General features: G+C 58.9%; 21 protein-coding genes. 9 read left to right on the top strand and 12 right to left on the bottom strand.

Going from position 1 to position 23,101, the window contains the following annotated elements; genetic code table 11:
- Nucleotides 1-5 precede the first annotated feature (5 nt).
- On the bottom strand, nucleotides 6-599 hold the full coding sequence (gene betI, locus PMI22_RS07110; protein ID WP_007947778.1) for a transcriptional regulator BetI: 594 nt from the start codon (nucleotides 597-599) through the stop codon (nucleotides 6-8).
- A gap of 379 nt (nucleotides 600-978) precedes the next feature.
- On the opposite strand from betI, the gene PMI22_RS07115 reads away from it, so the two are divergent.
- Complete coding sequence (locus tag PMI22_RS07115) at nucleotides 979-2,928, top strand: BCCT family transporter (RefSeq protein ID WP_238543977.1); 1,950 nt, start codon at nucleotides 979-981, stop codon at nucleotides 2,926-2,928.
- Between the two features lie 197 nt (nucleotides 2,929-3,125).
- Here PMI22_RS07115 and choV read toward each other — a convergent pair whose 3' ends face one another.
- From choV to PMI22_RS07130, 3 genes are all read right to left on the bottom strand, one after another.
- Nucleotides 3,126-4,304 carry a choline ABC transporter ATP-binding protein gene (gene choV, locus PMI22_RS07120; protein ID WP_007947773.1) on the bottom strand — a complete coding sequence of 393 codons (1,179 nt, stop codon included), beginning with the start codon at nucleotides 4,302-4,304 and terminating at the stop codon, nucleotides 3,126-3,128.
- Entirely contained in the window at nucleotides 4,301-5,146 is an 846-nt protein-coding gene (choW, locus tag PMI22_RS07125; RefSeq protein ID WP_007947772.1) for a choline ABC transporter permease subunit, read from the bottom strand. The genes choV and choW overlap by 4 nt, the downstream gene beginning before the upstream one ends.
- 66 nt (nucleotides 5,147-5,212) lie before the next feature.
- The gene (locus PMI22_RS07130; RefSeq protein WP_007947771.1) at nucleotides 5,213-6,160 is read right to left on the bottom strand and encodes a choline ABC transporter substrate-binding protein; all 948 of its coding nucleotides are present in this window, start codon (nucleotides 6,158-6,160) and stop codon (nucleotides 5,213-5,215) included.
- 436 nt (nucleotides 6,161-6,596) lie between these two features.
- Here PMI22_RS07130 and PMI22_RS07135 point away from each other — a divergent pair, with 436 nt between their 5' ends.
- Together PMI22_RS07135 and PMI22_RS07140 are read left to right on the top strand one after the other, a co-directional pair.
- Entirely contained in the window at nucleotides 6,597-7,973 is a 1,377-nt protein-coding gene (locus PMI22_RS07135; protein WP_007947770.1) for an L-serine ammonia-lyase, read from the top strand.
- A 549-nt stretch (nucleotides 7,974-8,522) separates the two neighbouring features.
- Nucleotides 8,523-9,626 carry a GlxA family transcriptional regulator gene (locus PMI22_RS07140; protein WP_007947769.1) on the top strand — a complete coding sequence of 368 codons (1,104 nt, stop codon included), beginning with the start codon at nucleotides 8,523-8,525 and terminating at the stop codon, nucleotides 9,624-9,626.
- A gap of 103 nt (nucleotides 9,627-9,729) precedes the next feature.
- Here PMI22_RS07140 and PMI22_RS07145 read toward each other — a convergent pair whose 3' ends face one another.
- From PMI22_RS07145 to choX, 6 genes are all read right to left on the bottom strand, one after another.
- The gene (locus tag PMI22_RS07145) at nucleotides 9,730-9,993 is read right to left on the bottom strand and encodes a hypothetical protein (protein WP_007947768.1); all 264 of its coding nucleotides are present in this window, start codon (nucleotides 9,991-9,993) and stop codon (nucleotides 9,730-9,732) included.
- A gap of 388 nt (nucleotides 9,994-10,381) precedes the next feature.
- Complete coding sequence (locus PMI22_RS07155) at nucleotides 10,382-11,545, bottom strand: gamma-butyrobetaine dioxygenase (RefSeq protein WP_007947765.1); 1,164 nt, start codon at nucleotides 11,543-11,545, stop codon at nucleotides 10,382-10,384.
- A 14-nt stretch (nucleotides 11,546-11,559) separates the two neighbouring features.
- Nucleotides 11,560-12,036: a thioesterase family protein gene (locus tag PMI22_RS07160; RefSeq protein ID WP_007947764.1), complete on the bottom strand. Its 477-nt coding sequence runs from the start codon at nucleotides 12,034-12,036 to the stop codon at nucleotides 11,560-11,562.
- Nucleotides 12,037-12,179: 143 nt separating this feature from the next.
- Complete coding sequence (locus tag PMI22_RS07165) at nucleotides 12,180-13,145, bottom strand: L-carnitine dehydrogenase (protein ID WP_007947762.1); 966 nt, start codon at nucleotides 13,143-13,145, stop codon at nucleotides 12,180-12,182.
- 142 nt (nucleotides 13,146-13,287) lie between these two features.
- Nucleotides 13,288-14,175, bottom strand: coding sequence for a 3-keto-5-aminohexanoate cleavage protein (locus PMI22_RS07170; protein WP_007947761.1), 888 nt, complete (start codon nucleotides 14,173-14,175; stop codon nucleotides 13,288-13,290).
- A gap of 101 nt (nucleotides 14,176-14,276) precedes the next feature.
- The gene (gene choX / locus PMI22_RS07175; protein ID WP_007947759.1) at nucleotides 14,277-15,221 is read right to left on the bottom strand and encodes a choline ABC transporter substrate-binding protein; all 945 of its coding nucleotides are present in this window, start codon (nucleotides 15,219-15,221) and stop codon (nucleotides 14,277-14,279) included.
- 224 nt (nucleotides 15,222-15,445) lie between these two features.
- On the opposite strand from choX, the gene PMI22_RS07180 reads away from it, so the two are divergent.
- Entirely contained in the window at nucleotides 15,446-16,390 is a 945-nt protein-coding gene (locus PMI22_RS07180) for a GlxA family transcriptional regulator (protein ID WP_007947758.1), read from the top strand.
- Nucleotides 16,391-16,441: 51 nt separating this feature from the next.
- On the opposite strand, the gene PMI22_RS07185 is transcribed toward PMI22_RS07180, so the two are convergent.
- The gene (locus PMI22_RS07185; protein WP_007947757.1) at nucleotides 16,442-16,858 is read right to left on the bottom strand and encodes a DUF3010 family protein; all 417 of its coding nucleotides are present in this window, start codon (nucleotides 16,856-16,858) and stop codon (nucleotides 16,442-16,444) included.
- A 217-nt stretch (nucleotides 16,859-17,075) separates the two neighbouring features.
- Between PMI22_RS07185 and PMI22_RS07190 the strand changes: the two genes are divergently transcribed.
- Nucleotides 17,076-17,372, top strand: a complete 297-nt coding sequence (locus PMI22_RS07190) for a helix-turn-helix domain-containing protein (RefSeq protein ID WP_007947756.1) — start codon at nucleotides 17,076-17,078, stop codon at nucleotides 17,370-17,372.
- Nucleotides 17,369-18,607, top strand: coding sequence for a type II toxin-antitoxin system HipA family toxin (locus PMI22_RS07195; protein ID WP_007947755.1), 1,239 nt, complete (start codon nucleotides 17,369-17,371; stop codon nucleotides 18,605-18,607). The genes PMI22_RS07190 and PMI22_RS07195 overlap by 4 nt, the downstream gene beginning before the upstream one ends.
- 4 nt (nucleotides 18,608-18,611) lie before the next feature.
- On the opposite strand, the gene PMI22_RS07200 is transcribed toward PMI22_RS07195, so the two are convergent.
- Complete coding sequence (locus tag PMI22_RS07200; RefSeq protein WP_007947754.1) at nucleotides 18,612-19,013, bottom strand: lysozyme inhibitor LprI family protein; 402 nt, start codon at nucleotides 19,011-19,013, stop codon at nucleotides 18,612-18,614.
- Nucleotides 19,014-19,247: 234 nt separating this feature from the next.
- On the opposite strand from PMI22_RS07200, the gene PMI22_RS07205 reads away from it, so the two are divergent.
- The 3 genes from PMI22_RS07205 to dgcA all read left to right on the top strand — a co-directional run bounded on the left by PMI22_RS07205 (nucleotide 19,248) and on the right by dgcA (nucleotide 22,993).
- A complete protein-coding gene (locus PMI22_RS07205; protein WP_033049556.1) occupies nucleotides 19,248-20,225 on the top strand; it encodes a dipeptidase in 978 nt (325 codons plus the stop codon).
- A 161-nt stretch (nucleotides 20,226-20,386) separates the two neighbouring features.
- A complete protein-coding gene (locus PMI22_RS07210) occupies nucleotides 20,387-20,917 on the top strand; it encodes a DUF5943 domain-containing protein (RefSeq protein WP_007947752.1) in 531 nt (176 codons plus the stop codon).
- Nucleotides 20,918-20,932: 15 nt separating this feature from the next.
- On the top strand, nucleotides 20,933-22,993 hold the full coding sequence (gene dgcA, locus PMI22_RS07215; RefSeq protein WP_007947751.1) for a dimethylglycine demethylation protein DgcA: 2,061 nt from the start codon (nucleotides 20,933-20,935) through the stop codon (nucleotides 22,991-22,993).
- Nucleotides 22,994-23,101 lie beyond the last annotated feature (108 nt).

Below are 23,101 nucleotides of genomic sequence, written 5' to 3'. Positions count from 1 at the left end.
GTGCTCTAACTCACCCGCTTGGCCAGTTGGATATCCATGTATTCGTAAGCGATCTGTTGCGCCTGCCCGGTGTCGAAAGCGTCTCCCGACAACGCACCGCGCAACCACAATCCGTCGATGAGGGCTGCCAGGCCACGGGCTGCACTGCGCGCATCATCGAGCGGCAATACACGGCGGAACTGGCAGCACAGGTTGGAATACAGACGGTGATCGTTGATCCGCTGCAACCTGTGCAAAGACGGCTGGTGCATGCTGGTGGCCCAGAAGGCCAGCCAGGTTTTCATTGCCGGGCCATTGACCTGGCTGGCGTCGAAGTTGCCTTCGATGATCACCTGCAGATGCGCCCGCGGGCTTTCATCTGTCAGCGCCAGTCGGCGCGCGGTGACGTTCTCGCTGAGGACAGTCATCAGGTACCCCATGGTGGCGGCGATCAGGCCATTCTTGTCCTGAAAGTAGTGACTGATGATGCCATTCGAGACACCGGCCAAACGGGCGATCAGCGCAATGCTGGCGTCCCCCATGCCGACCTGATCGACGGCCTGCAATGTGGCTTCGATCAATTGCTGGCGGCGGATGGGTTGCATACCGACCTTGGGCATCTTGCACATCTCCTTAGGCCTTCCGGTGGACGTCAAGCGGCTACCGGATTGAGGGCCAGTCTATTTTGTTTTGATTGAACGTTCAATCAACAAAGAATAAGATCTGCGACAATTCGTCGCTGCTTACTGATTTTGCCTACGCGTAAATGGCGATAAACCGACATCCAAAAATGCTCGAAACCTATACGCGCAGGCGTTCCAAGGGTTTCGGGCTTTTTTCGGGGTGTCTTTATATCACCCGCCGGTCGGCTGCCCACTAACCGATTGGTCGGGTATCGCGTTGCCTTGTGTTCTTCTCTCGCACTGCCGGAGCATCTGTGCCATGAGTTCTGCCTCTCTAATAAAGACCCCACCCGATAAGGTGACGGTCAACGGTTGGGTGTTCTACACCTCTACCGCGCTGATCCTGTTGTTGACCGCCATTCTGATCATCGCCCCGCAAGAGGCCGGCAGATTGCTCGGTATAGCTCAGGCCTGGTTGTCCCGCAGCTTCGGCTGGTACTACATGGTAGTCATCGCCGCTTACCTGGTGTTCGTGGTGGGCCTGGCGTTTTCCTCCTACGGCAAGCTCAAGCTGGGCAGCAAGGACGATACCCCGGACTTCAGCTACGGCGCCTGGGCGGGGATGTTGTTCTCCTCGGGTATCGGCATCTCGCTGTTGTACTTCGGGGCCTCCGAGCCACTGGACCACTACTTCAATCCACCGGAAGGCGTGGCCGCCAGCAACATGGCGGCGCGTCAGGCCGTGCAGCTGACGTTCCTGCACTGGGGCCTGCATGGCTGGGCGATTTACGCACTGGTCGGTCTGGCCGTTGCCTACTTTGCTTACCGGCACAACCAGCCGCTGGCGTTGCGTTCGGCGTTGTATCCGTTGGTGGGCGAACGCTGGGTCAAAGGCGCGGCCGGTCATGCGGTGGACGGTTTTGGCATGTTCGTGACCCTGTTGGGGCTGGTGACGAACCTGGGGATTGGTTCGTTGCAGGTGTCGTCCGGGCTGGAAAACCTGTTCGGCATGGAACACAGCAACACCAACCTGCTGATCGTGATCATCGTGATGAGCACCGTGGCGACCATCGCCGCCGTGTCGGGCGTGGAAAACGGTATCCGCCGTCTGTCCAACCTGAACATCGTGCTGTTCAGCGGTCTGCTGATTTTCGTCCTGCTGTTCGGCCCGACCCTGCACCTGCTCAACGGCTTCGTGCAGAACATCGGTGACTACCTGAATGGCGTGGTCCTGAAAACCTTCGACCTCTACGTGTACGAAGGCGACAGTGAGAAGTCCGACCGCTGGTTGGGCCTGTGGACCCTGTTCTACTGGGCCTGGTGGATTTCCTGGGCGCCATTCGTGGGCATGTTCATCGCGCGTATTTCCCGTGGCCGCACGGTGCGTGAACTGGTGGCCGGCGTACTGCTGATCCCGTTGGGCTTCACCCTGGCGTGGCTGTCGATCTTCGGTAACTCGGCCCTGGACCTGGTGATGAACCATGGGGCGGTGGAGCTTGGGAAGACGGCGCTTGAACAGCCATCCATGGCGATTTACCAACTGCTTGAACATTATCCGGCGTCGAAGGTTGTGATCGGCGTGTCGATTTTTGTCGGTTTCGTACTGTTCCTGACCCCGGCGGATTCCGGCGCGGTGATGATGGCCAACCTTTCGTGCAAGGGCGGCAACGTCGACGAGGATGCGCCGCACTGGCTGCGGATCTTCTGGTCGGCGGTGATCACCCTCGTGACCATCGGCCTGCTGTTCGCCGGTAACTTCGAAGCCATGCAAACCATGGTGGTGCTGGCCGGTCTGCCGTTCTCGGTGGTACTGGTGTGCTTCATGTTCGGCTTGCACAAGGCCATGCGCCAGGATGTGCAGATCGAACAGGAGCAAGCGGAATTGGCTGCGCGCGGTCGTCGTGGTTTCAGCGAGCGTTTGACTCAGCTGGACTTGCAGCCGAACCAGTCGATCGTCCAGCGTTTCATGGACAAGCAAGTCAGCCCGGCGCTGGAAGTTGCGACGGTGCAATTGCGTGCTCAGGGGCTGGATGTGCAGACGTTGCTGGGCAAGTCCAAACGCTGCATGGGCGTGCGGATCGAGATGGAAGAGGGTAACCCTTTTGTCTACGAAGTGAGCCTGGATGGCTATCTGGCGGCGGCGAGTGACACAGTGTCGGCTGAAAGCGCTGATGAACCGCGTGCGCGCTACTACCGCGCCGAGGTGTACCTGCACAACGGCAGCCAGGATTACGACTTGATGGGCTTCACCCAGGATCAGATCACTCGTGACGTGCTCGATCAGTTTGAAAGCCATCGGCAACTCCTTGGCCGGGTCTATAGCTGAGTTGTAAGCGACGCGGTGTTTCAGTCTGAAGCACCGCGTCGGCCTCATCGCCAGCAGGCTGGCTCCCACATTGGAATGCATTCCCTTGTGGGAGCCAGCCTGCTGGCGATGAGGCCTCCAACTTCAACACGGCATCGCCCGCTGTCCCGATAAACAAAAACGCCGCGATCTCTCGCGGCGTTTTTGTGTCTGTTGCCTTACCCCAGGTTCTTGCCGAGCAGTGCGTGATACAGCTCGCTGTCACCCAGAATCCCGACCACTTTCTGGTTGTCGTGCAGCACCAGTTTATTGCCGGTCTGATATCGAATCTGCAGCGCATCGCGCATGCCGATGTTGGAGTCCACCAGTGTCGGCCGACGTCCCAGGCCTTCAACCGCTTGCCCTGGAATCCAGTTCTGCAGGTCCAGGCTCAAGCCGTTCTGGCGGGCGCCTTTGATAGTGTTGCCTTCGGCCAGGTCCAGCCACGAATCGCCGCCCGGATCGAGGCAGACTGAACCGTTGATGCGCTTGCAGTTATCCAACGTGCGCATCAGGCTGCGGCCGCACAACACGTTCAGCGGATTGGTGTGCGCAACGAAGGTCCGCACGTAGTCGTCCGCCGGGTTCAACACGATCTCTTCCGGCTTGCTGTATTGAATGATCCGGCCGTCTTTCATGATCGCAATACGGCTGCCGAGCTTCAGGGCTTCATCGAGGTCGTGGCTCACGAACACGATGGTCTTGCTGAGTTTGTTTTGCAGTTCCAGCAATTCGTCTTGCAGGCCCTGGCGGATCAGCGGGTCGAGTGCCGAGAACGGTTCGTCCATCAGCAGAATGTCGGCGTCCATCGCCAAGGCGCGAGCCAGACCCACGCGTTGCTGCATACCGCCGGAGAGCTCGTCGGGTTTCTTGTTGCGCCACTGGGTCAGGCCCACCAGCTCCAGCTTGTCGTCCACCAGCTTGCGCCGTTCTTTTTCCGGGCGACCCTGCATTTCCAGGCCGAAACTGATGTTCTCGCGCACCGTCAGCCAAGGCATCAGGGCGAACTTCTGGAACACCATCGCAATGCGCTTGGTGCGCATCATTTTCAGTTCCGCCGGGGTGCACGAGGCGATGTCGATCTGCTTGCCTTCGTGCTCGACGAACAACTTGCCACGGCTGACGGTGTTGAGGCCGTTGATGCAGCGCAGCAGGCTGGATTTTCCTGAGCCGGACAGGCCCATCAGTACGCAGATTTCACCTTTTTCGATGTCCAGGCTGGCTTTTTCAACGCCGACAATCTGCCCGGTCTTTTTCAGGATCTGGTCGCGGGTCATGCCTTGGTCGAGAAGCTTGAGCGCCTCACGCGGGTCTCTGGAGAAGATTACGTCGACGTCTTCGAAGCGAATAATGCTCATGCGTCACCCCCTACTTTAGCGTCGGGTTGTTTGCAGATACGGTCGAGCATGATCGCCAGCAATACGATCGCCAGGCCCGCTTCGAAGCCCAGGGCGATATCAGCAGTGTTCAGTGCGTTGACCACGGGTTTGCCCAGGCCGTCGGCGCCCACCAGTGCCGCGATCACTACCATCGACAGCGACAGCATGATGCACTGGGTGATGCCGGCCGCGATGCTTGGCATGGCGTGGGGCAGTTCAATCCGTGAGAGCAGTTGACGGCGCGAGCAGCCGAAGGCTTTGCCGGCGTCCATCAGTTCCTGTGGAACATCGCGAATGCCCAGGTAAGTCAGGCGGATAGGCGCGGCAATCGCGAACACCACCGTCGAGATCAGGCCCGGGACCACACCCAGACCGAAGAGGGTCAGGGTAGGAATGAGGTACACGAAGGTCGGCACGGTCTGCATCAGATCGAGCACCGGACGCATCATTGTGTAGAACATCGGTTTGTGCGCGGCGACGATGCCCAACGGCACGCCGATGACCACGCAGACCAGGGTGGCGAACAGCACTTGGGCGAGGGTTTCCATGGTTTCCTGCCAGTACCCCAGGTTGAGGATCAGCAGGAAGGAGGCGACGACGAAAGCCGTTAGTCCCCACTTTCGTTGTATGAAGTGTGCCAGTAGCGCGATAAGGCCGATCAATGCCAGCGGGTTGAACCAGGTCAGCGCAAAAGTCACGCCGTGGATCATCGTTTCCAGGGTTATCGCGATTGCGTCGAAGGTGTTGGCGCCGTGTTGCGTCAACCATTCAACGAAGCCTGCGATGTACTGGCCTAAAGGGATTTTCTGATCAATCAGCATGGTAGTGAACGTCCGCATGCAAGGAAATAAACAGCCCGGACGGCCGAAACCGCCCGGCATAAGCGATTACTGAGCGAGCTTGGCTTTCACGGCCTCCAGGCCAGGTTTACCGTCAATGGTGGTCACGCCAGCGAGCCAGGTATCGAGGACCTGTGGATTGTTTTTCAGCCAGGCCTTGGCGGCCGCGTCAGGCTTCATCTTGTCGTCCAGGATGTTGCCCATCAGAGCGCTTTCCATGTCGACGGTAAATTCCAGGTTCTTCAGCAGTTGGCCGACGTTGCTGCATTCCTGGGTGTAACCCTTGCGGGTGTTGGTTGCCACGGTGGCGGCGCCGAAGTCGGGGCCGAAGAAGTCGTCACCACCGGTCAGGTATTGAATCTTGAAGCGCTTGTTCATCGGGTGGGGGGCCCAGCCGAGGAAGACCACGGCGGTGTCGCGCTTCTGCGCGCGATCGACCTGCGACAACATGCCGGCTTCGCTGGACTCGACCACTTTGAAACCAGCGTCTTTAAGGCCGAAGGCGTTCTTGTCGATCATACTCTGGATCAGGCGATTGCCGTCGTTTCCGGGCTCGATACCGTAGATTTTGCCGTCGAGTTCTTTCTTGAATTTAGGGATGTCGGCGAAGTCATGCAGTCCTTTGTCGTACAGCGCTTGCGGCACGGCGAGGGTGTACTTGGCGCCTGTCAGGTTGGTGCGCACGACGTCGACCGTGCCGGCATCGCGGTAGGCCTTGATGTCGTTTTCCATGGTCGGCATCCAGTTCCCCAGGAAGATGTCCATGTTCTTGCCGTCGGCGAGGGACTTGTAGGTCACCGGCACGGAAATCATCGTGGTTTTGGTCTTGTAGCCGAGGGCATTGAGCACGACGCTGGTGGTGGCGGTCGTCGCGGTAATGTCGGTCCAGCCAACATCGGAGAAGTTTACGGTACTGCACTGAGCGGGTTCTGCAGCTTGAGCCAGTAACGGCAGACTCAGCATTGCGGCCAACAACAACGACGGGGAACCTTTCATGGATGGACTCCTTGGTGTTTTTTTTGGCAGTGTTCCGACTGGACCACCGCACTTATAGGTTGCGGTTGGGTGGCGTTTTGGAGACAGCTCTACCACGGCGCCTTGCAATCGAGTCGATACGATCATGTACCAGTGAAAATCTGACGCCTACAGGGTGCGTCGTAACCAGTACAGGGAGGGTCGCATCCAGTGTCGGTGACGTCGTTTACAGCTTTTTTCAGCCCTTTTTTTCCCGCTGATCCGCTAAAAAACGGCGAAAACATTGCGTCGCCGCCCTGCGGCGTTAGTGGGCATGAGTGCGTCGGTGTGAGACGTCGAACGACATGACAAAAGCCTGATGATGCGGCCATCTCGGCGGATTGCAGCTTGAGCGTAGCAGCTCCGCCACTGGGCGCTTTTTGCGTCTGGAGTCGGCACATCCAGGAGTTCGGCAGTAATGGCTATCAGTGTTTTCGACCTGTTCAAAATCGGCATCGGTCCTTCCAGTTCGCACACCGTGGGGCCTATGCGGGCCGCCGCGCTGTTTGTTGAGTCGCTGCGCGAAAGGCATTTGCTGGATCAAGTGCGCCGCGTTGAAGTCCAGCTCTACGGTTCGCTGTCGGCCACCGGCATCGGTCACGGCAGCGACAACGCGGTGATCATGGGCTTGATGGGGGAGTGGCCGGACGCGATCGAACCGTCGCAAATCGGGATCCGCATCGCCACCCTGCGCGAAACCGACACATTGCTCCTCGACGGTCGCTTGTCGGTGCCCTTCGTCTGGGCCCGCGACATGCGCCTGATCGACGAAAACCTGCCGTTCCACCCCAATGCCATGACCCTGATCGTCGAGGGTGATCATGGCGAGTTGCATCGCGACACCTACTATTCCGTCGGCGGCGGTTTTGTCGTGGATGAAGCCCAGGCGTCCAGTGGCGTGGTCGATCTGGATCGCACCGAGTTGCCGTACGATTTTTCCAGCGCCGTCGAACTGTTGAGCCTGTGCCAGACGCACAACCTGCGCGTGGCTGAATTGATGATGGCCAACGAAAAGGTCTGGCGCAGTGAAGAAGAAATCCGCGCCGGCCTGATGAAGCTTTGGCGCGCCATGCAAGATTGCGTCGACCAGGGTCTCAAGCACGAAGGCATCTTGCCCGGCGGCTTGAATGTGCGTCGTCGCGCAGCGAAATTGCACCGCAGCTTGCAGGAGCTGGGCAAACCGAATGTGATCGGCTCGACCTTGAGCGCCATGGAATGGGTCAACCTGTTCGCGCTGGCGGTCAACGAAGAGAACGCCGCCGGCGGGCGCATGGTGACAGCACCGACCAACGGCGCGGCGGGGATCATTCCGGCGGTGTTGCACTACTTTATGAAGTTCAGCGAAGCGGTGACGGACGCCAACGTGGTCGACTATTTCCTCAGCGCCGCAGCCGTGGGGATTCTGTGCAAAAAGAACGCTTCGATTTCCGGTGCCGAAGTCGGTTGCCAGGGTGAGGTCGGTTCGGCCTGCGCCATGGCAGCGGCGGGGTTGGCAGAGATTCTCGGCGCCACGCCGGAACAGCTGTGCAACGCCGCCGAAATCGGTCTGGAACACAACCTCGGTCTGACCTGCGACCCGGTGGGCGGGCTGGTCCAAGTGCCGTGCATCGAACGCAACGCGATTGCGGCGGTGAAAGCGATCAACGCGGCACAGATGGCGCTGCGGGGGGATGGTCAGCACTTTATCTCGCTGGACCGCGTGATCCGCACCATGCGCGATACCGGCGCCGATATGCATGACAAATATAAAGAGACATCCCGGGGTGGGTTGGCGGTTAGCGCGGTGGAGTGCTGAGTCAGTAATTCCGAGTTGTCTGCTTCGCGAGCAAGCCCGCTCCCACATTAGATCTCCAGTGGGCATGGTGTTGTGTACCGCAGAGATCAAATGTGGGAGCGGGCTTGCCCGCGAAGGCGCCAGACCAGTCAAAACTGCGCGCTAAGTGAACACCTGATCCCAATTGCGCCACCTTTTGGCGCGTCGCTTACAGATAAGCGCCTTTCCCGAGATCAGGGATCCAAAACAACCCTGACCACCCGTCACCCGTGCCTGCGGTGACACTCGTTCCCGGCAGCTCGCAGCCCTGTTCCCACAAGTGCTACCGATTTGCTCACCGCCAACGGGGCGGGGCGCTTGCCTCGCCTAATGGCACTTTTATCCTCTGCTCCACGCATGTCATATGCAGACACATTCCGACGTCGTTTTCAGGAGTTATTGAACGCGCATTCAATTTTAGGCATGGCAATTGCTCTGTCATTACAAAGCCCGTCTCCCACCCGAGAACGATGGCAATAAAAAGAGCCTCCGCCTGAGGCCATCACCCGCTTTGTGTGAGGAGATACCGCGATGACGACGTTCAACTCCGGGGCCCAACCCCAGAACCGTGCGCCTCAATCCATTGGCTTTTTGCTGCTGGACAATTTCACGCTGATTTCTCTGGCCTCCGCAGTAGAACCCCTGCGCATGGCCAACCAATTGTCCGGACGCGAGCTGTATCGCTGGACCACTATGACAGTCGATGGCGGCCAGGTCTGGGCCAGTGACGGCCTGCAGATCACCCCCGACTGCTCCATGCATAAAGCGCCGGCCCTGGACACCATCATCGTCTGCGGCGGTATCGGTATCCAACGCACTGTTACCCGTGAGCACGTGTCATGGCTGCAAAGCCAGGCACGTCAGTCCCGTCGTCTGGGCGCGGTCTGTACCGGCAGTTGGGCCCTGGCCTGTGCCGGCCTGCTGGACGGTTTTGATTGCAGCGTGCATTGGGAATGCCTGGCCTCGATGCAGGAAGCCTTCCCGCGGGTGGTCATGAGCACGCGTTTGTTCACCCTGGACCGTAACCGTTTCACCAGTTCCGGCGGCACCGCGCCACTGGACATGATGCTGCACCTGATCAGCCGCGATCACGGCCGTGAACTGTCCGCCGCGATCTCGGAAATGTTTGTCTACGAACGTATCCGCAACGAGCAGGATCACCAGCGCGTGCCGCTCAAGCACATGCTCGGGACCAACCAGCCGAAGTTGCAGGAAATCGTGGCGCTGATGGAGGCCAACCTCGAAGAGCCGATTGACCTTGATGAATTGGCGGTGTACGTCGCTGTTTCGCGTCGACAGCTTGAGCGGTTGTTCCAGAAATACCTGCACTGCTCGCCTTCGCGTTACTACCTGAAACTGCGCCTGATCCGCGCCCGGCAGTTGCTCAAGCAAACGCCGATGTCGATCATCGAAGTGGCGTCGGTGTGCGGCTTTGTTTCCACGCCGCACTTCTCCAAGTGCTACCGCGAATACTTCGGCATTCCACCGCGTGACGAACGTGTAGGTTCCAACACCACGCAACAGGTGGCGATGATGCCGCTGCCGCAAGCACTGGTGCTGTCACCTCTGTCCGGGCCGTTGTCGGCGTTGAGTCAGGCGCGGAACGAGTCGACTTTCGCTAGCGTACGGCTTTAAACCGAGCGGGCTTCATCGCGAGCAGGCTCACTCCCACATTGACCGAGTTCTCTCAAAGGAATGCGGTCAACTGTGGGAGCGAGCCTGCTCGCGATTGGATCTATCAGGCACTGCGACTCTGCTGATACTCCGCCAATGCCGGCAGCAATTGCCTATCGATGGCCTGACGCACCGCCGGCAGGATGGTCGCGCTGCTGGTGTACATCTGCTTGACCATGGTCCGCAGCTCAATTGCCCTTTCGTTATTCAGGCCCCGTACCGCGCATTCGCAAGCTTGCTCGGCGGTGGCCCCCGGGGGCACTGCAAATCCCAACGCCTTGAGCTGGCCCAACAGGTCTTCCTGGTCGATCAAATCGGCGTACATCATGACGCAATCCTTCTTCAGGGAACGGTGTCTTGGCTCGATTCTCGTAGGGGGATGCGGTGGCGGCAAGGGCGATTTGTCGCAATGGCCGCAATACCTATGAGCATGTCGTTTTCGGCTAACTCGCGAGTCAAGGGAGTGGGCACACTGGACTCAGCTGGCAACACGAAGGTTTGGTCACCCTCGCGCAACGGCTCCTCGACAGTACCCTCCTCAGCCCCGATCTTGTCACGGCTTGATCGGGGTTTTTTTTGCCTGTAAATCAGTTGGGAATATGTTGTCTGGACGGACGCCATCGCGAGCAGGCTCACTCCCACACTCAACCGCACTCCTCTGAAAGAACTCGGTCAATTGTGGGAGCGAGCCTGCTCGCGATGAACGATGACGCGGTCTAGCGTTGCAGCACAAGGATCCGCGACAACAACTCATCACGGTCAACGTAGCAGCCTTGGAAATGCCGGGCGCCGCTGGCGGGGTCGAACGCATTGCGGGCATGCAGCGTGCGGCGATTATCAAAGCACCACAGTTCGCCGGGATTGAGCCGCGTCATCACCCGGTACCGCGCTTCTCGGGTCATCGCAATGAAACGCCGGTAGGCGTGATACAACTTGGGCATCTGCTCCACGGAGGCATCAAACGGCCCGCGCAGAAAATTCGCCATGCGGATTTCCGATACCTGTCCCAACGCATCCAGCGCAATGATCGGCGCCAGGCAGCGGTAGTCGCTGTGACGGTCCTTGTTGCGGAATTCCACAGGGATTTCGCAAAGACTGTTAAACGCCTCTGGATCCTCTTCACGCAGGGCGTCGGCAATGGCAAAACCGTCGACAAAAATACTCTCGCCACCGTCGGCGTCATTGACCAGGCAATGCAGAAATTGCAACCCCGGTTGCAGCTCCCGGGTGGGCAGATCGCTGTGCAACGGCAGGTTGAAAGCGGTGTAGGCATTGCTGTCGGCATCGGCCTTGGATTGCACGTTGAACAGCACACCGAAATTGCTCTCGCGGATGAAGGAAATTCGCTGGGCAATCAGTTTCAGCGAGCCCGGCTCAGTCGGTACACCGCGAACCTGGGTCAGACCGACATCGCGCACCGCCAGCAGCCATTGCAGCAGGGCGTTGTTGTCGTTCATCAACGCCTGGTAATCGAACACCGGCAACTGCAAATCGCTGCGCCAAAGCCGTGCTTTGGGTTTGCCGGCCTGGCGTTCGGCGCGGGATTCATCGTCATAGGCATGGGCGCGCAACCAGCCCGGGTCGTAGCGGCTGAGATGGCCATCTTCCCACTCGACGCTGAGACAACCTTCAATATCGACGCTAGCCCCGCTCGGTATCAGGTTTTGCGCGACATCGACGATTTCCAGCACTTGCTCGCGGGTCACGGTATAGACGCATTTCGGGCACGGGCAATTGTCCCGCAACCATTGGTGATGAAAGGGGCTGACGCGATGATCGGCCCACTTCACCAGAATTCGGTCCGCCAAGGATTGCACGCCTACGAGCGCGCTGATCAACGGATAAGTACGGAAGTCGGCAAAAGCAGCGGCGGTGTTCAATGGCGATCTCCTTGTTATTTTTTTTTGGGTAAAGCGATCACTCGGCCAATGTACTCAGGGGCAGGCAGGTCGGCTTGCTCGGCAACGATGGCTTGCAGCTTGCTCAGTGACAGTTCGCTGAACGGTGCGGATCGTGGCCCGGCGAGCTCGACGTGAAGCAGCATCTGCTCATTGCCGGCCAGTTCCTTGTCATCTCCCACAAGATGGAGGCTGTGATAGAGGTGCAAGCGTTTGCTGTCGTGGCCAATGATCTGCGTATGCACTTCGACGTCGGCGTCGAGCTTCACTTCGTGCAGGTAATTGAGGTGCAGTTCCAAGGTAAACAGCGAGTGGCCGCTGGCTTCGCGGTTATTGCTGTCCATGCCGAGGCGATCCATCAGCGCGTCGGTAGCGTAGCTGAAAATCAGCAGGTAGAACGCGTCGCGCAAGTGGCCGTTATAGTCGACCCAGTCGGGGATGATGCGGGTCTGGTAGGTGGTGAGGGTGGGCATGTTTCTCTCCAGGCATGATCGGGATGATCGTCCCCACGCTCCGCGTGGGGATGCAGCCCGGGACGCTCTGCGTCCCAAGAGCGGACGCAGAGCGTCCATTGAGGCATTCCCGCGCGGAGCGTAGGAACGATCAGTGCGGCGGGTTACTCGCTGAAGGTCATCCCATGCTTCTCTTTGGTGGTCTTCACCGCCTCAAGCACCGCCAGCAAACAATCATCACGATAGCGCTCCAGCGCCGAAATACTGTGGGTCCCCAGCTGATCAGTGGTGCCATCCACCACATCATCAATCAATTTGTCGGTCAGCTCCGGCGCGGGCAGGTAGGTCCACGGCAACTGCAAGGCCGGCCCGAACTGTGCCATGAAGTGGCGCATCCCGGCATCGCCACCCGCCAGGGTGTAGGTCAGGAACGTGCCCATGAACGACCAGCGCAAGCCCGCGCCAAAACGAATCGCGTCATCGATTTCACCGGTGGTCGCCACACCGTCGTTTACCAGATGCAGCGCCTCCCGCCAGAGCGCTTCGAGCAAGCGGTCGGCGATAAATCCGGGGACTTCCTTGCGCACATGCAGCGGACGCATGCCCAAGGATTCATACACTTTCATTGCCGCTTGAATCGCTTCAGGCGCGGTGTTTTTGCCGCCGACCACTTCCACCAGCGGCAGCAGGTAAACCGGATTGAACGGGTGCCCGACCACGCAGCGTTCAGGGTGTGTCGCACTTTCGTAGAACTCGCTCGGCAACAGGCCCGATGTGCTGGAGCCGATCAAGGTATTGGGCTTGGCCGCCGCGCTGATTTTGCTGTGAAGTTCCAGTTTCAGCTCGAGACGCTCGGGGGCGCTTTCCTGAATGAAGTCGGCATCGCGCACGCATTCTTCAATCGTCGCGACAAAGCGCAAGCGATCCTGGGAAGCGCCCGGTGCCAGGCCTTGTTTCTCCAGTGCGCCCCAGGCATTGGCGACGCGTTTGCGCAGGGCGGCTTCGGCACCCGGCGCGGGGTCCCAGGCGACGACGTCGAGACCATGGGCGAGGGCGCGGGACACCCAGCCGCTGCCGATGACACCGCTGCCCAGGGCTGCGAAGGTTTTGATTTCGGTGATGAAGGTCATGGCGACGTCCTGAAAGTATTCGGTGATCCCCTGTGTGAGCGAGCCTGATCGCGATTGCGCAGTGTCAGTCGGCAGAGATGCCGGATGTGACGGCCCCATCGCGAGCAGGCTTGCTCCCACAGTTGGAAAGAGTTGTTAGCAGTTAACCGCGCTTGGTCAGCCCCATTTTTATGCGACCTTCCGCCGGGGTCAGCACGCGGGCACCAAGTCGGCTGAGAATTTCGCTGGCACGCTCGACCAGTTGGCCGTTGGTCGCCAGTACGCCTTTGTCCAGCCAGATGTTGTCTTCCAGGCCGACCCGCACGTTGCCGCCGAGCAACACCGCTTGCGCGGCCATTGGCATCTGCATGCGACCAATGCCGAACCCTGCCCACACCGCATTGGCCGGCAGGTTGTCGACCATGGCTTTCATGGTCGTGGTGTCCGCCGGCGCGCCCCACGGGATGCCCAGGCACAGCTGGAACAGCGGGTCGTCGAGCAGGCCTTCCTTGATCAACTGTTTGGCGAACCACAGGTGACCGGTGTCGAAAATTTCCAGCTCGGCTTTCACGCCCAGCTCTTGAATGCGTTTGGCGCCGGCACGCAGCTGGGCCGGGGTGGACACGTAAATAGTGTCGCCATCGCCGAAGTTCAGGGTGCCGCAATCGAGGGTGCAGATTTCCGGCAGCAGTTCTTCGACATGCGCCAGACGGGTCAGCGGGCCGACCAGGTCGGTGTTCGGGCCGAACTCCATCGGGTTCTCGCCGGCGCCGATTTCCAGGTCGCCGCCCATCCCAGCGGTAAGGTTGACGATGATGTCGACGTCGGCCTCGCGGATGCGCTCCATCACTTCACGGTACAGCGCCACGTCGCGGCTGAACTTGCCGGTTTCGGGGTTACGCACGTGGCAGTGGACCACGGTGGCGCCAGCCTTGGCGGCTTCCACGGCGGCGGCGGCGATTTGTTTCGGGGTGACCGGCACGTGTGGGCTCTTGCTGGTCGTGTCGCCAGCACCGGTGAGTGCGCAGGTGATGATGACGTCGTGGTTCATTGGGCGGTTCCTTACAGGCAAGTGCTTTTTAGGAGAAAGGCAGGGCGTAATGACCCCGTTCGCAGCCCGGTCGGGCTGCGAATCGGTGGTTCGATTCAGGTTTATTTACTGGTCAGTTTCAGGTTTTCAGCCGCCGGTTTGCCGTCGAAGGTGGTGACGCCTTCGAGCCAGCGCTGTTTGTCTTGCGGGTGATCTTTCAGCCATTGCCTGGCCGATTCGAAGGCGTCCTTGTGATCCAGCAGTGGCTGCATCATCCGGCTCTCGTCTTCGGCGGTATAGGTCAGGTTGCTCAGCAAGCGGCCGATGTTCGGGCATTGCTCGGCGTATTTCGGTGCAGTGACGGTCCAGACGGTGGCCATGCCTTCGTTCGGGCCCAGGGCGTCGTCGCTGCCGGTGAGATAGGTCATCTTGACGTTGACGTTCATCGGGTGTGGCGCCCAGCCGAAGAACACCACGGCCTCGTTACGGCGCACGGCGCGATCCACTGCCGCGAGCATGCCGGCTTCGCTGGACTCGACCAGCTGGAACTTGCCCAGGCCAAACTGGTTCTTGGCGATCATCGCCTTGATCTGGGTGTTGGCGCCCGAGCCTGGTTCGATGCCGTAGATCTTGCCGCCCAGTTCTTTCTCGAACTTGGCGATGTCGGCGAAGGTTTTCAGGCCCTTGTCGGCGAGGTAAGTCGGTACGGCGAGGGTGGCGCGGGCGTCTTTGAGGCTTGGCGCTTCAAGCACTTTGACCTGGTTGCCATCGACGAACGGTGTGATGGTCTGGGTCATCAGCGGGTTCCAGTAACCGAGGAACAAGTCCAGACGCTGGTCGCGGATCCCGGCGAAGATGATTTGCTGCGACGCACTGGTTTGTTTGGTGTTATAGCCGAGGCCGTCGAGCAGGACCTGGGTCATGGCGCTGGTGGCGATTACGTCAGTCCAGTTCACTACGCCCATGCGCACGTTCTGGCACGACGCGGGTTCGGCGGCCATGACACTGGCGCTCAGCAAAGCGGTACCGCTGAGTGCAAGAACACAGCTGCTGATCAGTCGTTTCATCTCAGGTTCCTCGGCAGTTCGTTATTGTGGGTCCGGTCATCTTTGCGCGCCGGTGATGCCACGTTACGCAGCTCAGGCCCTATGAACACGCACTACGGCGACCAGCTATTGCACTGCAGCGACCTGTCCTCTTGAATGCCTGTTGCAAGTGGGGTATCAACGTCCCTACGCTGCCCGCCCTCTCGTTACCTGGCCTCTTGTTACCTGCTAAGCGAGTGCGCTCCATGTCCCAGGATTTCTACTTCTTGTTGATGCCGGGTTTCTCGGCCATTGGATTTATTTCGGCCATCGAACCGCTGCGGGTCGCCAACCGCTTTCGCGGCGAGCTGTATCGCTGGCACGTATTGAGTGCTGACGGTGGGGCGGTGCTGGCCAGCAACGGTATGTCGGTCAACGCCGACGCGACGCTGGAGCCACTGAAGAAAGGCGCGATCCTGCTAGTCGTGGCAGGTTTCGAACCACTGAAATTTGCCACCCCGGCGCTGGAGCACTGGTTGCGTCGCCTCGACAACGAAGGCGTGACCCTCGGCGCCATCGACACCGGCAGTTTTATCCTCGCCGAAGCCGGTCTGCTCGACGGCCATCGCCTGACCCTGCACTGGGAAGCCATCGACGCGTTCAAGGAATCCTATCCGCAGCTCAGCGTCACCCAGGAGCTGTTCGAAATCGACCGCCGCCGCATCACCTCGGCTGGCGGCACCGCCTCCATCGACCTGATGCTCGACCTCATCGCCCAGGCCCACGGCCCGGAACTGGCGATCCAGGTCAGCGAACAATTCGTGCTCGGCCGCATCCGCCCACGCAAAGACCACCAACGCATGGAAGTCGCCACGCGCTATGGCATCCGCAACAAGAAGCTGGTGCACGTCATCGGCGAGATGGAACAGCACAGCGAGCCACCACTGAGCACGCTTGCGCTGGCGGAATCGATCAAGGTGACGCGGCGACAGCTGGAGCGATTGTTTCGGCTGCACCTGAACGATACGCCGAGCAATTTTTACCTGCGTTTACGGTTGGAAAAGGCGCGGCAGTTGCTGCGGCAGACGGATATGAGTGTGCTGGAGGTAAGCATTGCGTGCGGGTTTGAATCGCCGTCGTATTTCACGCGTAGCTATCGGGCGAAGTTTGAGCGGTGTCCGCGAGAAGACCGGCGCACCGCCAAAGCGTAGTTGATCGTTGATCGTTCCCACGCAGAGCGAGGGAACGATCGGTGGAGGGCGTTACTTCTTCATCAAGGCCGAGCAGGCTGCTTTGTAGGCTTCATGCTGATACTTGTTCAGCGTCGCCGGCAGCTCAAAATCAAACTTCTTGCTCTGCGCATTGATCGTCTGTGGCGACAGCAGCGTCACCTCGCAACTCTCCAGCAACTGAACAATCCCTTCGATCTTGAACGTGGTCGGCCCACCGGCAAACTCGCCTTTCTTGCTGCGCTTCTTGATCGCGATCCGGTCGATGGAATTCTCACGCACAAACGACGCGACCTGAGCGGCAAAGACTTTTACGTTCGCCGCGTCCTCGTCATCGTCGAGGGCTATTTTCTTGGTGGCCAGAGCGACGTGGGTCAGCACCTGATCGTCGAGGGAGGCCAAGGCGATGATCGCTTCGCTGCCTTTGATTTCGATGCCGCAGATTTTCATTTGAGTCCCTTTCCCGGTTGATGATGTGCAGCTTATAGCTCAAAGAATAAACGTAACGGGTGCGTAATAGGTAGGAAGGTGTTTTTGAATATGAATAAAGGTTCAAATGTTGTCTATTAAGTAATTATTTACGATATATAAGTCAAAATATTATCCTTTAAATGTTGATTGCCGATCGCGCTGCTACACTTGCTCACACTCCACTTGAGGTCGAATCATGGCCCTTACCCATATCCTCTACTCCCCTGGAGAGATCGCTTTACAGATTGCCGGGAATGCCAAGCGTCTGAGACTCGGAAAAAACCTTTCGCGACGCACGCTCGCGCAAAAATCAGGTGTCCCTGAGTCGAATATCAAGCGTTTTGAAACGACCGGAAAGATCTCCCTTGATGGCTTGTTGCTGATCGCAATTTGCCTCGGGGCGGAGGAACCGCTAACGAATTTGTTTGCCTCAACCCAGTCGCTGACACTCCAGGAACTGAAAAACTACGAAAGGGCTCGTGGCCGACAATGAAAAACGTCAATGCACTCAGCGTTATGCTTCAAGGATCACGCGTCGGTGAGCTTGTCGCCATTCCTCGTAGGGGGGTGTTCTTTTCTTATGATCCCGGCTGGCTGGCAAAAGGATTTAACCTCGCGCCGTTTCATATGGATTTTTCGGTCAAGCCCCAGAGTGCGGCTGACCCCTTGCTGTTCGACAGCTTGCACGGCGCGTTCAGCGATTCTTTGCCCGACGGCTGGGGATTGCTACTCATGGATCGCTTCTTTCGCAGTCAGTTGGGCGTCGAGCGTCACAAAATTGGCCCGCTGGATCGACTGGCCTATATGGGCAATCGCAGCATGGGCGCGCTTGAATACGCGCCGATGTTCGAAGCCGTTGAAGCAGACGAAGACCTCGACTTGGCTGCTCTATACGAGGCTTCACAAACGATACTTTCAGGCAGCACTGACGAGGTCATCAGTTCTCTGCGATTGGCGGGCGGTTCCCCCGGTGGTGCACGACCTAAAGCGGTGATTGGTCTTTCACCGGACAAACATCGCGCTATTTCGTCGTTTGGCGAAATGCCCGTGGGTTATGAACACTGGTTAATCAAGTTTCGCAGTGAAGAGGAGCATCGTGACAGCGGCGCCATAGAGCAGGTTTATGCATTGATGGCCCATCGGGCAGGGATCGAAATTTCCGAGTCGCAATTGTTTCAGGTAGAAACCAATAAGGGCGAAGAACGATTCTTTGCCACCAAACGCTTTGATCGGGCAGAAGGTACCAAGCGCCACATGCTGACCGCGGCGGCGATTCTGTACGCCGATTTTCGTAAACCTAGCCTCGATTACAGTGACTTACTGCGAGCGACCTGGGCAATGACCAAGGACGCGGCCGAGGTCGAGAAAATGGCCCGACTGATGGTGTTCAACGCTCTGGCTCATAACCATGACGATCACGCGAAGAACTTCTCTTTTTTCGGCGGCAAGGATGGCTGGAAAATGGCGCCGGCGTACGACCTGACATTTTCCAGTACCGCAGGGCGCGGCAACGAACACACCACAGCCTTCGCGGGAAGAGGCAAACCCACACGCAAGGCTCTCATTGAGGTGTGCAAACCTTTCAGTTTCCTTGCGCCCGAACGCTACATAGAACAAACGCTAGATGCTTTTTCCGAGTGGAGAGTCTGTGGCGCCGATCTGGAAATCGATAAAACGGCCAGCAAAAAACTGCTGACCACTCTTGAGTCGGTGTGGCAGGCGCTTTAACGCATCACTCCTGCCCAATCGACTCCAAAAATTCCGACCGCTCATCACTCATCCGCGCCACGCAATCATTCTGCGCAATCGTGAATGCCTTGCTACCGCTCGTCGCTGGAAAAACCTCAACCGCGCAATCCGCATCCCGGGTCTTCAGCCATTGCTGCTGGGCGACCTTGAGCTTGGCGGTGATGTCGGCCAGTTGTGCCGGGTTCTTGCCGTAGGCCGTTTGCATGCGCTCGGCCAGGCTTTGGTAGTTGTTCTTCAACAAGTCTTCGGCGGCGGTTCTGCTGTAGGCCGAGCATTCCAGGGTCTGGATGTCGTTTTCGACTTTGTCGCAAGGGTTGTCTTCGGACTCTTCAACCGCGTGTACGCTGGTCGCTATCAGTGCCAATGCCAGGAAGATCGATTTCATTGCGCCGCCGCCCCAATCCAATAGTGCATTCAGTAAAGCAGCGAATTCTGGCCGATGCGCAGGTCCTTGAACAGGTGGCCCGAGATGTCCGATGGCGACCCTTTGTCGCGGATTGACGCTTTCGGCAAACCCCCTGTCGTTTTTGCACCCGGCTACCAAGGCACCGAGGCATATGCTGGCCCCAAAGCGCCGGCACACGATTCGGCGCATGAATCGCTAATAGGGGACAGCCTGATGAGCCCAGCCGAATTGCACGCCGACAGCATCGTTATCGACGGGCTGATTATTGCCAAGTGGAACCGTGAACTGTTCGAAGACATGCGCAAGGGCGGTCTGACCGCGGCCAACTGCACCGTTTCGGTGTGGGAGGGCTTCCAGGCGACTGTCAACAACATCGCCGCCAGCCAGAAGCTGATTCGCGAGAACAGCGACCTGGTGATTCCGGTGCGCACCACCGCCGACATCCGCAAAGCCAAAGAGCAGGGCAAGACCGGGATCCTGTTCGGCTTCCAGAATGCTCACGCCTTTGAGGACCAGATCGGTTATGTCGAGGTGTTCAAGCAGCTGGGCGTCGGTATTGTGCAGATGTGCTACAACACCCAAAACCTGGTCGGCACCGGCTGCTACGAGCGCGATGGCGGCTTGTCCGGTTTCGGTCGTGAAATCGTTGCCGAGATGAACCGTGTTGGCGTCATGTGCGACCTGTCCCACGTTGGCTCGAAAACCTCAGAAGAAGTCATTCTCGAATCGAAAAAACCGGTGTGTTACTCCCATTGCCTGCCATCGGGTCTGAAAATTCACCCGCGCAACAAGTCCGATGAAGAACTGAAGTTCATCGCCGATCACGGCGGTTTCGTCGGCGTGACCATGTTCGCGCCGTTCCTGGCCAAAGGCATCGATTCGACCATCGACGATTACGCCGAAGCCATCGAGTACGTGATGAATATCGTCGGCGAAGACGCTATCGGTATCGGCACCGACTTCACCCAGGGCCACGGCCAGGACTTCTTCGAATACCTGACCCATGACAAGGGCTACGCCCGCCGCCTGACCAGCTTCGGCAAGATCATCAATCCGCTGGGCATCCGCACCGTGGGCGAGTTCCCGAACCTGACCGAAACCCTGCTCAAGCGCGGCCATTCCGAGCGCGTGGTGCGCAAGATCATGGGCGAAAACTGGGTGAACGTCCTCAAAGACGTCTGGGGCGAGTAAGCCCACTTACAAACATCGATTCCTGTAGCAGCTGCCGAGGTACGAGGCTGCGTTGCGGTCCGCAGGACCGCCCTCGGGGCCGCTTCGCAGCCCAACGCAGCCTCGCAGGCTCGCCAGCTGCTACATATCGCCTCAAAACATCGAATTCTGGAGCTTTACCCATGGCTAAAATCGCCCCGCAATTGCCAATCGAAGTCGACAGCGAAACCGGTGTCTGGACCTCCGACGCCCTGCCAATGCTGTACGTGCCGCGTCATTTCTTCGTCAACAACCACATGGGCATCGAGGAAGTGCTGGGCGCCGAAGCCTACGCCGAAATCCTCTACAAGGCCGGCTACAAATCCGCCTGGCACTGGTGTGAAAAAGAAGCTGAATGCCACGGCCTGGAAGGCGTTGCTGTATTCGAGCACTACATGAAGCGCCTGTCGCAACGTGGCTGGGGTCTTTTCAAGATCCAGGACATCGACCTCGACAAGGGCACTGCCAGCGTCAAGCTCGAACACTCCGCATTTGTCTACGTCTACGGCAAGGTCGGGCGCAAGGTCGACTATATGTTCACCGGCTGGTTTGCCGGTGCCATGGACCAGATTCTGCAAGCCCGTGGCAGCAAGATCCGTACGGTTGCCGAGCAAGTCTACGGTGGCTCCGAAGAAGGCCACGACGACGGCCTGTTCACCGTCAAGCCGTTGTAAGTCGAGGAACCCGCCATGGCTTTCGAAGCAATGTTCCAGCCGATCCAGATCGGCAAACTGACCATCCGTAACCGCGTGATGAGCACCGCGCACGCCGAGGTCTATGCCACCGACGGCGGCATGACCACCGACCGGTACGTCAAGTATTACGAAGAGAAAGCCAAGGGCGGGATCGGCCTGGCGATTTGCGGCGGTTCCTCCAGCGTGGCCATCGACAGCCCGCAAGGCTGGTGGAAATCGGTCAACCTGGCCGACGACCGGATCATTCCGCACTTCCAGAACCTGGCCGATGCCATGCACAAGCATGGCGCCAAGATCATGATCCAGATTACCCACATGGGCCGTCGCTCGCGCTGGGACGGTGAACATTGGCCAACCCTGCTGTCGCCATCGGGCATCCGTGAGCCGGTGCACCGTGCGACCTGCAAAACCATCGAACCGGAAGAAATCTGGCGGGTGATCGGCAACTACGCCAGCGCTGCTGCGCGGGCCAAGGCCGGTGGCCTGGACGGCGTCGAACTGTCGGCAGTGCACCAGCACATGATCGACCAGTTCTGGAGCCCACGGGTCAACAAACGTACCGACGAATGGGGCGGCAGCTTCGAAAACCGCATGCGTTTCGGCCTCGAAGTGATCAAGGCTGTGCGGGCGGAAGTCGGCCCGGATTTCTGCGTCGGCATCCGTCTGTGCGGTGATGAATTCCACCCGGACGGCTTGTCCCACGAGGACATGAAGCAGATCGCCAAGTACTACGACGACACCGGCATGATCGACTTCATCGGCGTGGTGGGCTCGGGTTGCGATACCCACAACACCCTGGCCAACGTTATCCCGAACATGAGTTATCCACCGGAGCCATTTCTGCATTTGGCGGCCGGTATCAAGGAAGTGGTCAAGGCCCCGGTTTTGCACGCGCAGAACATCAAGGACCCTAATCAGGCAACCCGAATCCTGGAGGGCGGCTACGTCGACATGGTCGGCATGACCCGTGCCCACATCGCCGACCCGCACCTGATCGCCAAGATCAAAATGGGTCAGGTCGACCAGATCAAACAATGCGTCGGCGCCAACTACTGCATCGACCGTCAGTACCAAGGGCTGGACGTGCTGTGCATCCAGAACGCCGCGACCTCCCGTGAATACATGGGCGTGCCGCATATCATCGAGAAGACCACCGGCGTGAAGCGCAAAGTTGTGGTGGTCGGTGCCGGTCCTGCCGGGATGGAAGCCGCTCGCGTGTCGGCCGAACGTGGCCACGACGTGACCCTGTTCGAGAAAAAAGAATTCATTGGCGGGCAGATCACCACCGCCTCGAAAGCCCCGCAACGGGACCAGATCGCCGGTATCACTCGCTGGTTCCAGCTGGAACTGGCGCGGTTGAAAGTCGATCTGCGCCTGGGCGTGGCGGCCGATGCGGCAACCATTCTCGACCTGCGTCCGGACGTGGTGGTACTCGCCGTCGGCGGTCATCCGTTCCTGGAGCAGAACGAGCACTGGGGCGCGGCTGAAGGCCTGGTGGTCAGCAGTTGGGACATCCTCGACGGCAAGGTCGCACCGGGCAAAAACGTGCTGGTCTACGACACCATTTGCGAGTTCACCGGGATGTCCACCGCGGACTTCCTCGCCGATAAGGGCAGTCAGGTCGAAATCGTCACCGACGACATCAAACCGGGCGTTGCGATTGGCGGCACCTCGTTCCCGACGTACTACCGCAGCATGTACCCCAAAGAAGTGATCATGACCGGGGACATGATGCTGGAGAAGGTCTACCGCGAAGGCGACAAGCTGGTGGCGGTGCTGGAAAACGAATACACCGGCGTCAAAGAGGAGCGGGTGGTGGACCAGGTCGTCGTCGAAAACGGCGTGCGTCCGGACGAAGAAATCTACTACGCCCTGAAGGAAGGCTCGCGTAACAAAGGCCAGATGGACATCGAAGCCCTGTTCGCGATCAAGCCGCAACCTTCACTGAGCCAGGCGGGCGACGGCTATTTGCTGTTCCGCATCGGCGACTGCGTGGCGCAGCGCAACACACACGCCGCCATTTATGACGCACTCCGGCTCTGTAAGGATTTTTGACGGCTTAGCTGCAAGCCGTAAGCTGCAAGCTACAAGTAAAAGCTCAGCCTCACCGCAGCTTTTTCTTGCAGCTTGTAGCCTGTCGCTTGCACCTCGCCAGAGGTGACT

It is taken from the genome of Pseudomonas sp. GM21 (assembly GCF_000282215.1).
Lineage (GTDB): Bacteria > Pseudomonadota > Gammaproteobacteria > Pseudomonadales > Pseudomonadaceae > Aquipseudomonas.
This window is presented reverse-complemented; position numbering and strand designations above follow the sequence as displayed.

Bases quoted from the DNA above. Each gene is read 5' to 3' on its own strand.
- betI (WP_007947778.1), bottom strand. From the start codon at position 599: ATGCCCAAGGTCGGTATGCAACCCATCCGCCGCCAGCAATTGATCGAA.
- choV (WP_007947773.1), bottom strand. From the start codon at position 4,304: ATGAGCATTATTCGCTTCGAAGACGTCGACGTAATCTTCTCCAGAGAC.
- choW (WP_007947772.1), bottom strand. From the start codon at position 5,146: ATGCTGATTGATCAGAAAATCCCTTTAGGCCAGTACATCGCAGGCTTC.
- PMI22_RS07130 (WP_007947771.1), bottom strand. From the start codon at position 6,160: ATGAAAGGTTCCCCGTCGTTGTTGTTGGCCGCAATGCTGAGTCTGCCG.
- PMI22_RS07135 (WP_007947770.1), top strand. From the start codon at position 6,597: ATGGCTATCAGTGTTTTCGACCTGTTCAAAATCGGCATCGGTCCTTCC.
- PMI22_RS07140 (WP_007947769.1), top strand. From the start codon at position 8,523: ATGACGACGTTCAACTCCGGGGCCCAACCCCAGAACCGTGCGCCTCAA.
- PMI22_RS07145 (WP_007947768.1), bottom strand. From the start codon at position 9,993: ATGATGTACGCCGATTTGATCGACCAGGAAGACCTGTTGGGCCAGCTC.
- PMI22_RS07160 (WP_007947764.1), bottom strand. From the start codon at position 12,036: ATGCCCACCCTCACCACCTACCAGACCCGCATCATCCCCGACTGGGTC.
- PMI22_RS07165 (WP_007947762.1), bottom strand. From the start codon at position 13,145: ATGACCTTCATCACCGAAATCAAAACCTTCGCAGCCCTGGGCAGCGGT.
- PMI22_RS07170 (WP_007947761.1), bottom strand. From the start codon at position 14,175: ATGAACCACGACGTCATCATCACCTGCGCACTCACCGGTGCTGGCGAC.
- choX (WP_007947759.1), bottom strand. From the start codon at position 15,221: ATGAAACGACTGATCAGCAGCTGTGTTCTTGCACTCAGCGGTACCGCT.
- PMI22_RS07180 (WP_007947758.1), top strand. From the start codon at position 15,446: ATGTCCCAGGATTTCTACTTCTTGTTGATGCCGGGTTTCTCGGCCATT.
- PMI22_RS07185 (WP_007947757.1), bottom strand. From the start codon at position 16,858: ATGAAAATCTGCGGCATCGAAATCAAAGGCAGCGAAGCGATCATCGCC.
- PMI22_RS07190 (WP_007947756.1), top strand. From the start codon at position 17,076: ATGGCCCTTACCCATATCCTCTACTCCCCTGGAGAGATCGCTTTACAG.
- PMI22_RS07195 (WP_007947755.1), top strand. From the start codon at position 17,369: ATGAAAAACGTCAATGCACTCAGCGTTATGCTTCAAGGATCACGCGTC.
- PMI22_RS07200 (WP_007947754.1), bottom strand. From the start codon at position 19,013: ATGAAATCGATCTTCCTGGCATTGGCACTGATAGCGACCAGCGTACAC.
- PMI22_RS07205 (WP_033049556.1), top strand. From the start codon at position 19,248: ATGAGCCCAGCCGAATTGCACGCCGACAGCATCGTTATCGACGGGCTG.
- PMI22_RS07210 (WP_007947752.1), top strand. From the start codon at position 20,387: ATGGCTAAAATCGCCCCGCAATTGCCAATCGAAGTCGACAGCGAAACC.
- dgcA (WP_007947751.1), top strand. From the start codon at position 20,933: ATGGCTTTCGAAGCAATGTTCCAGCCGATCCAGATCGGCAAACTGACC.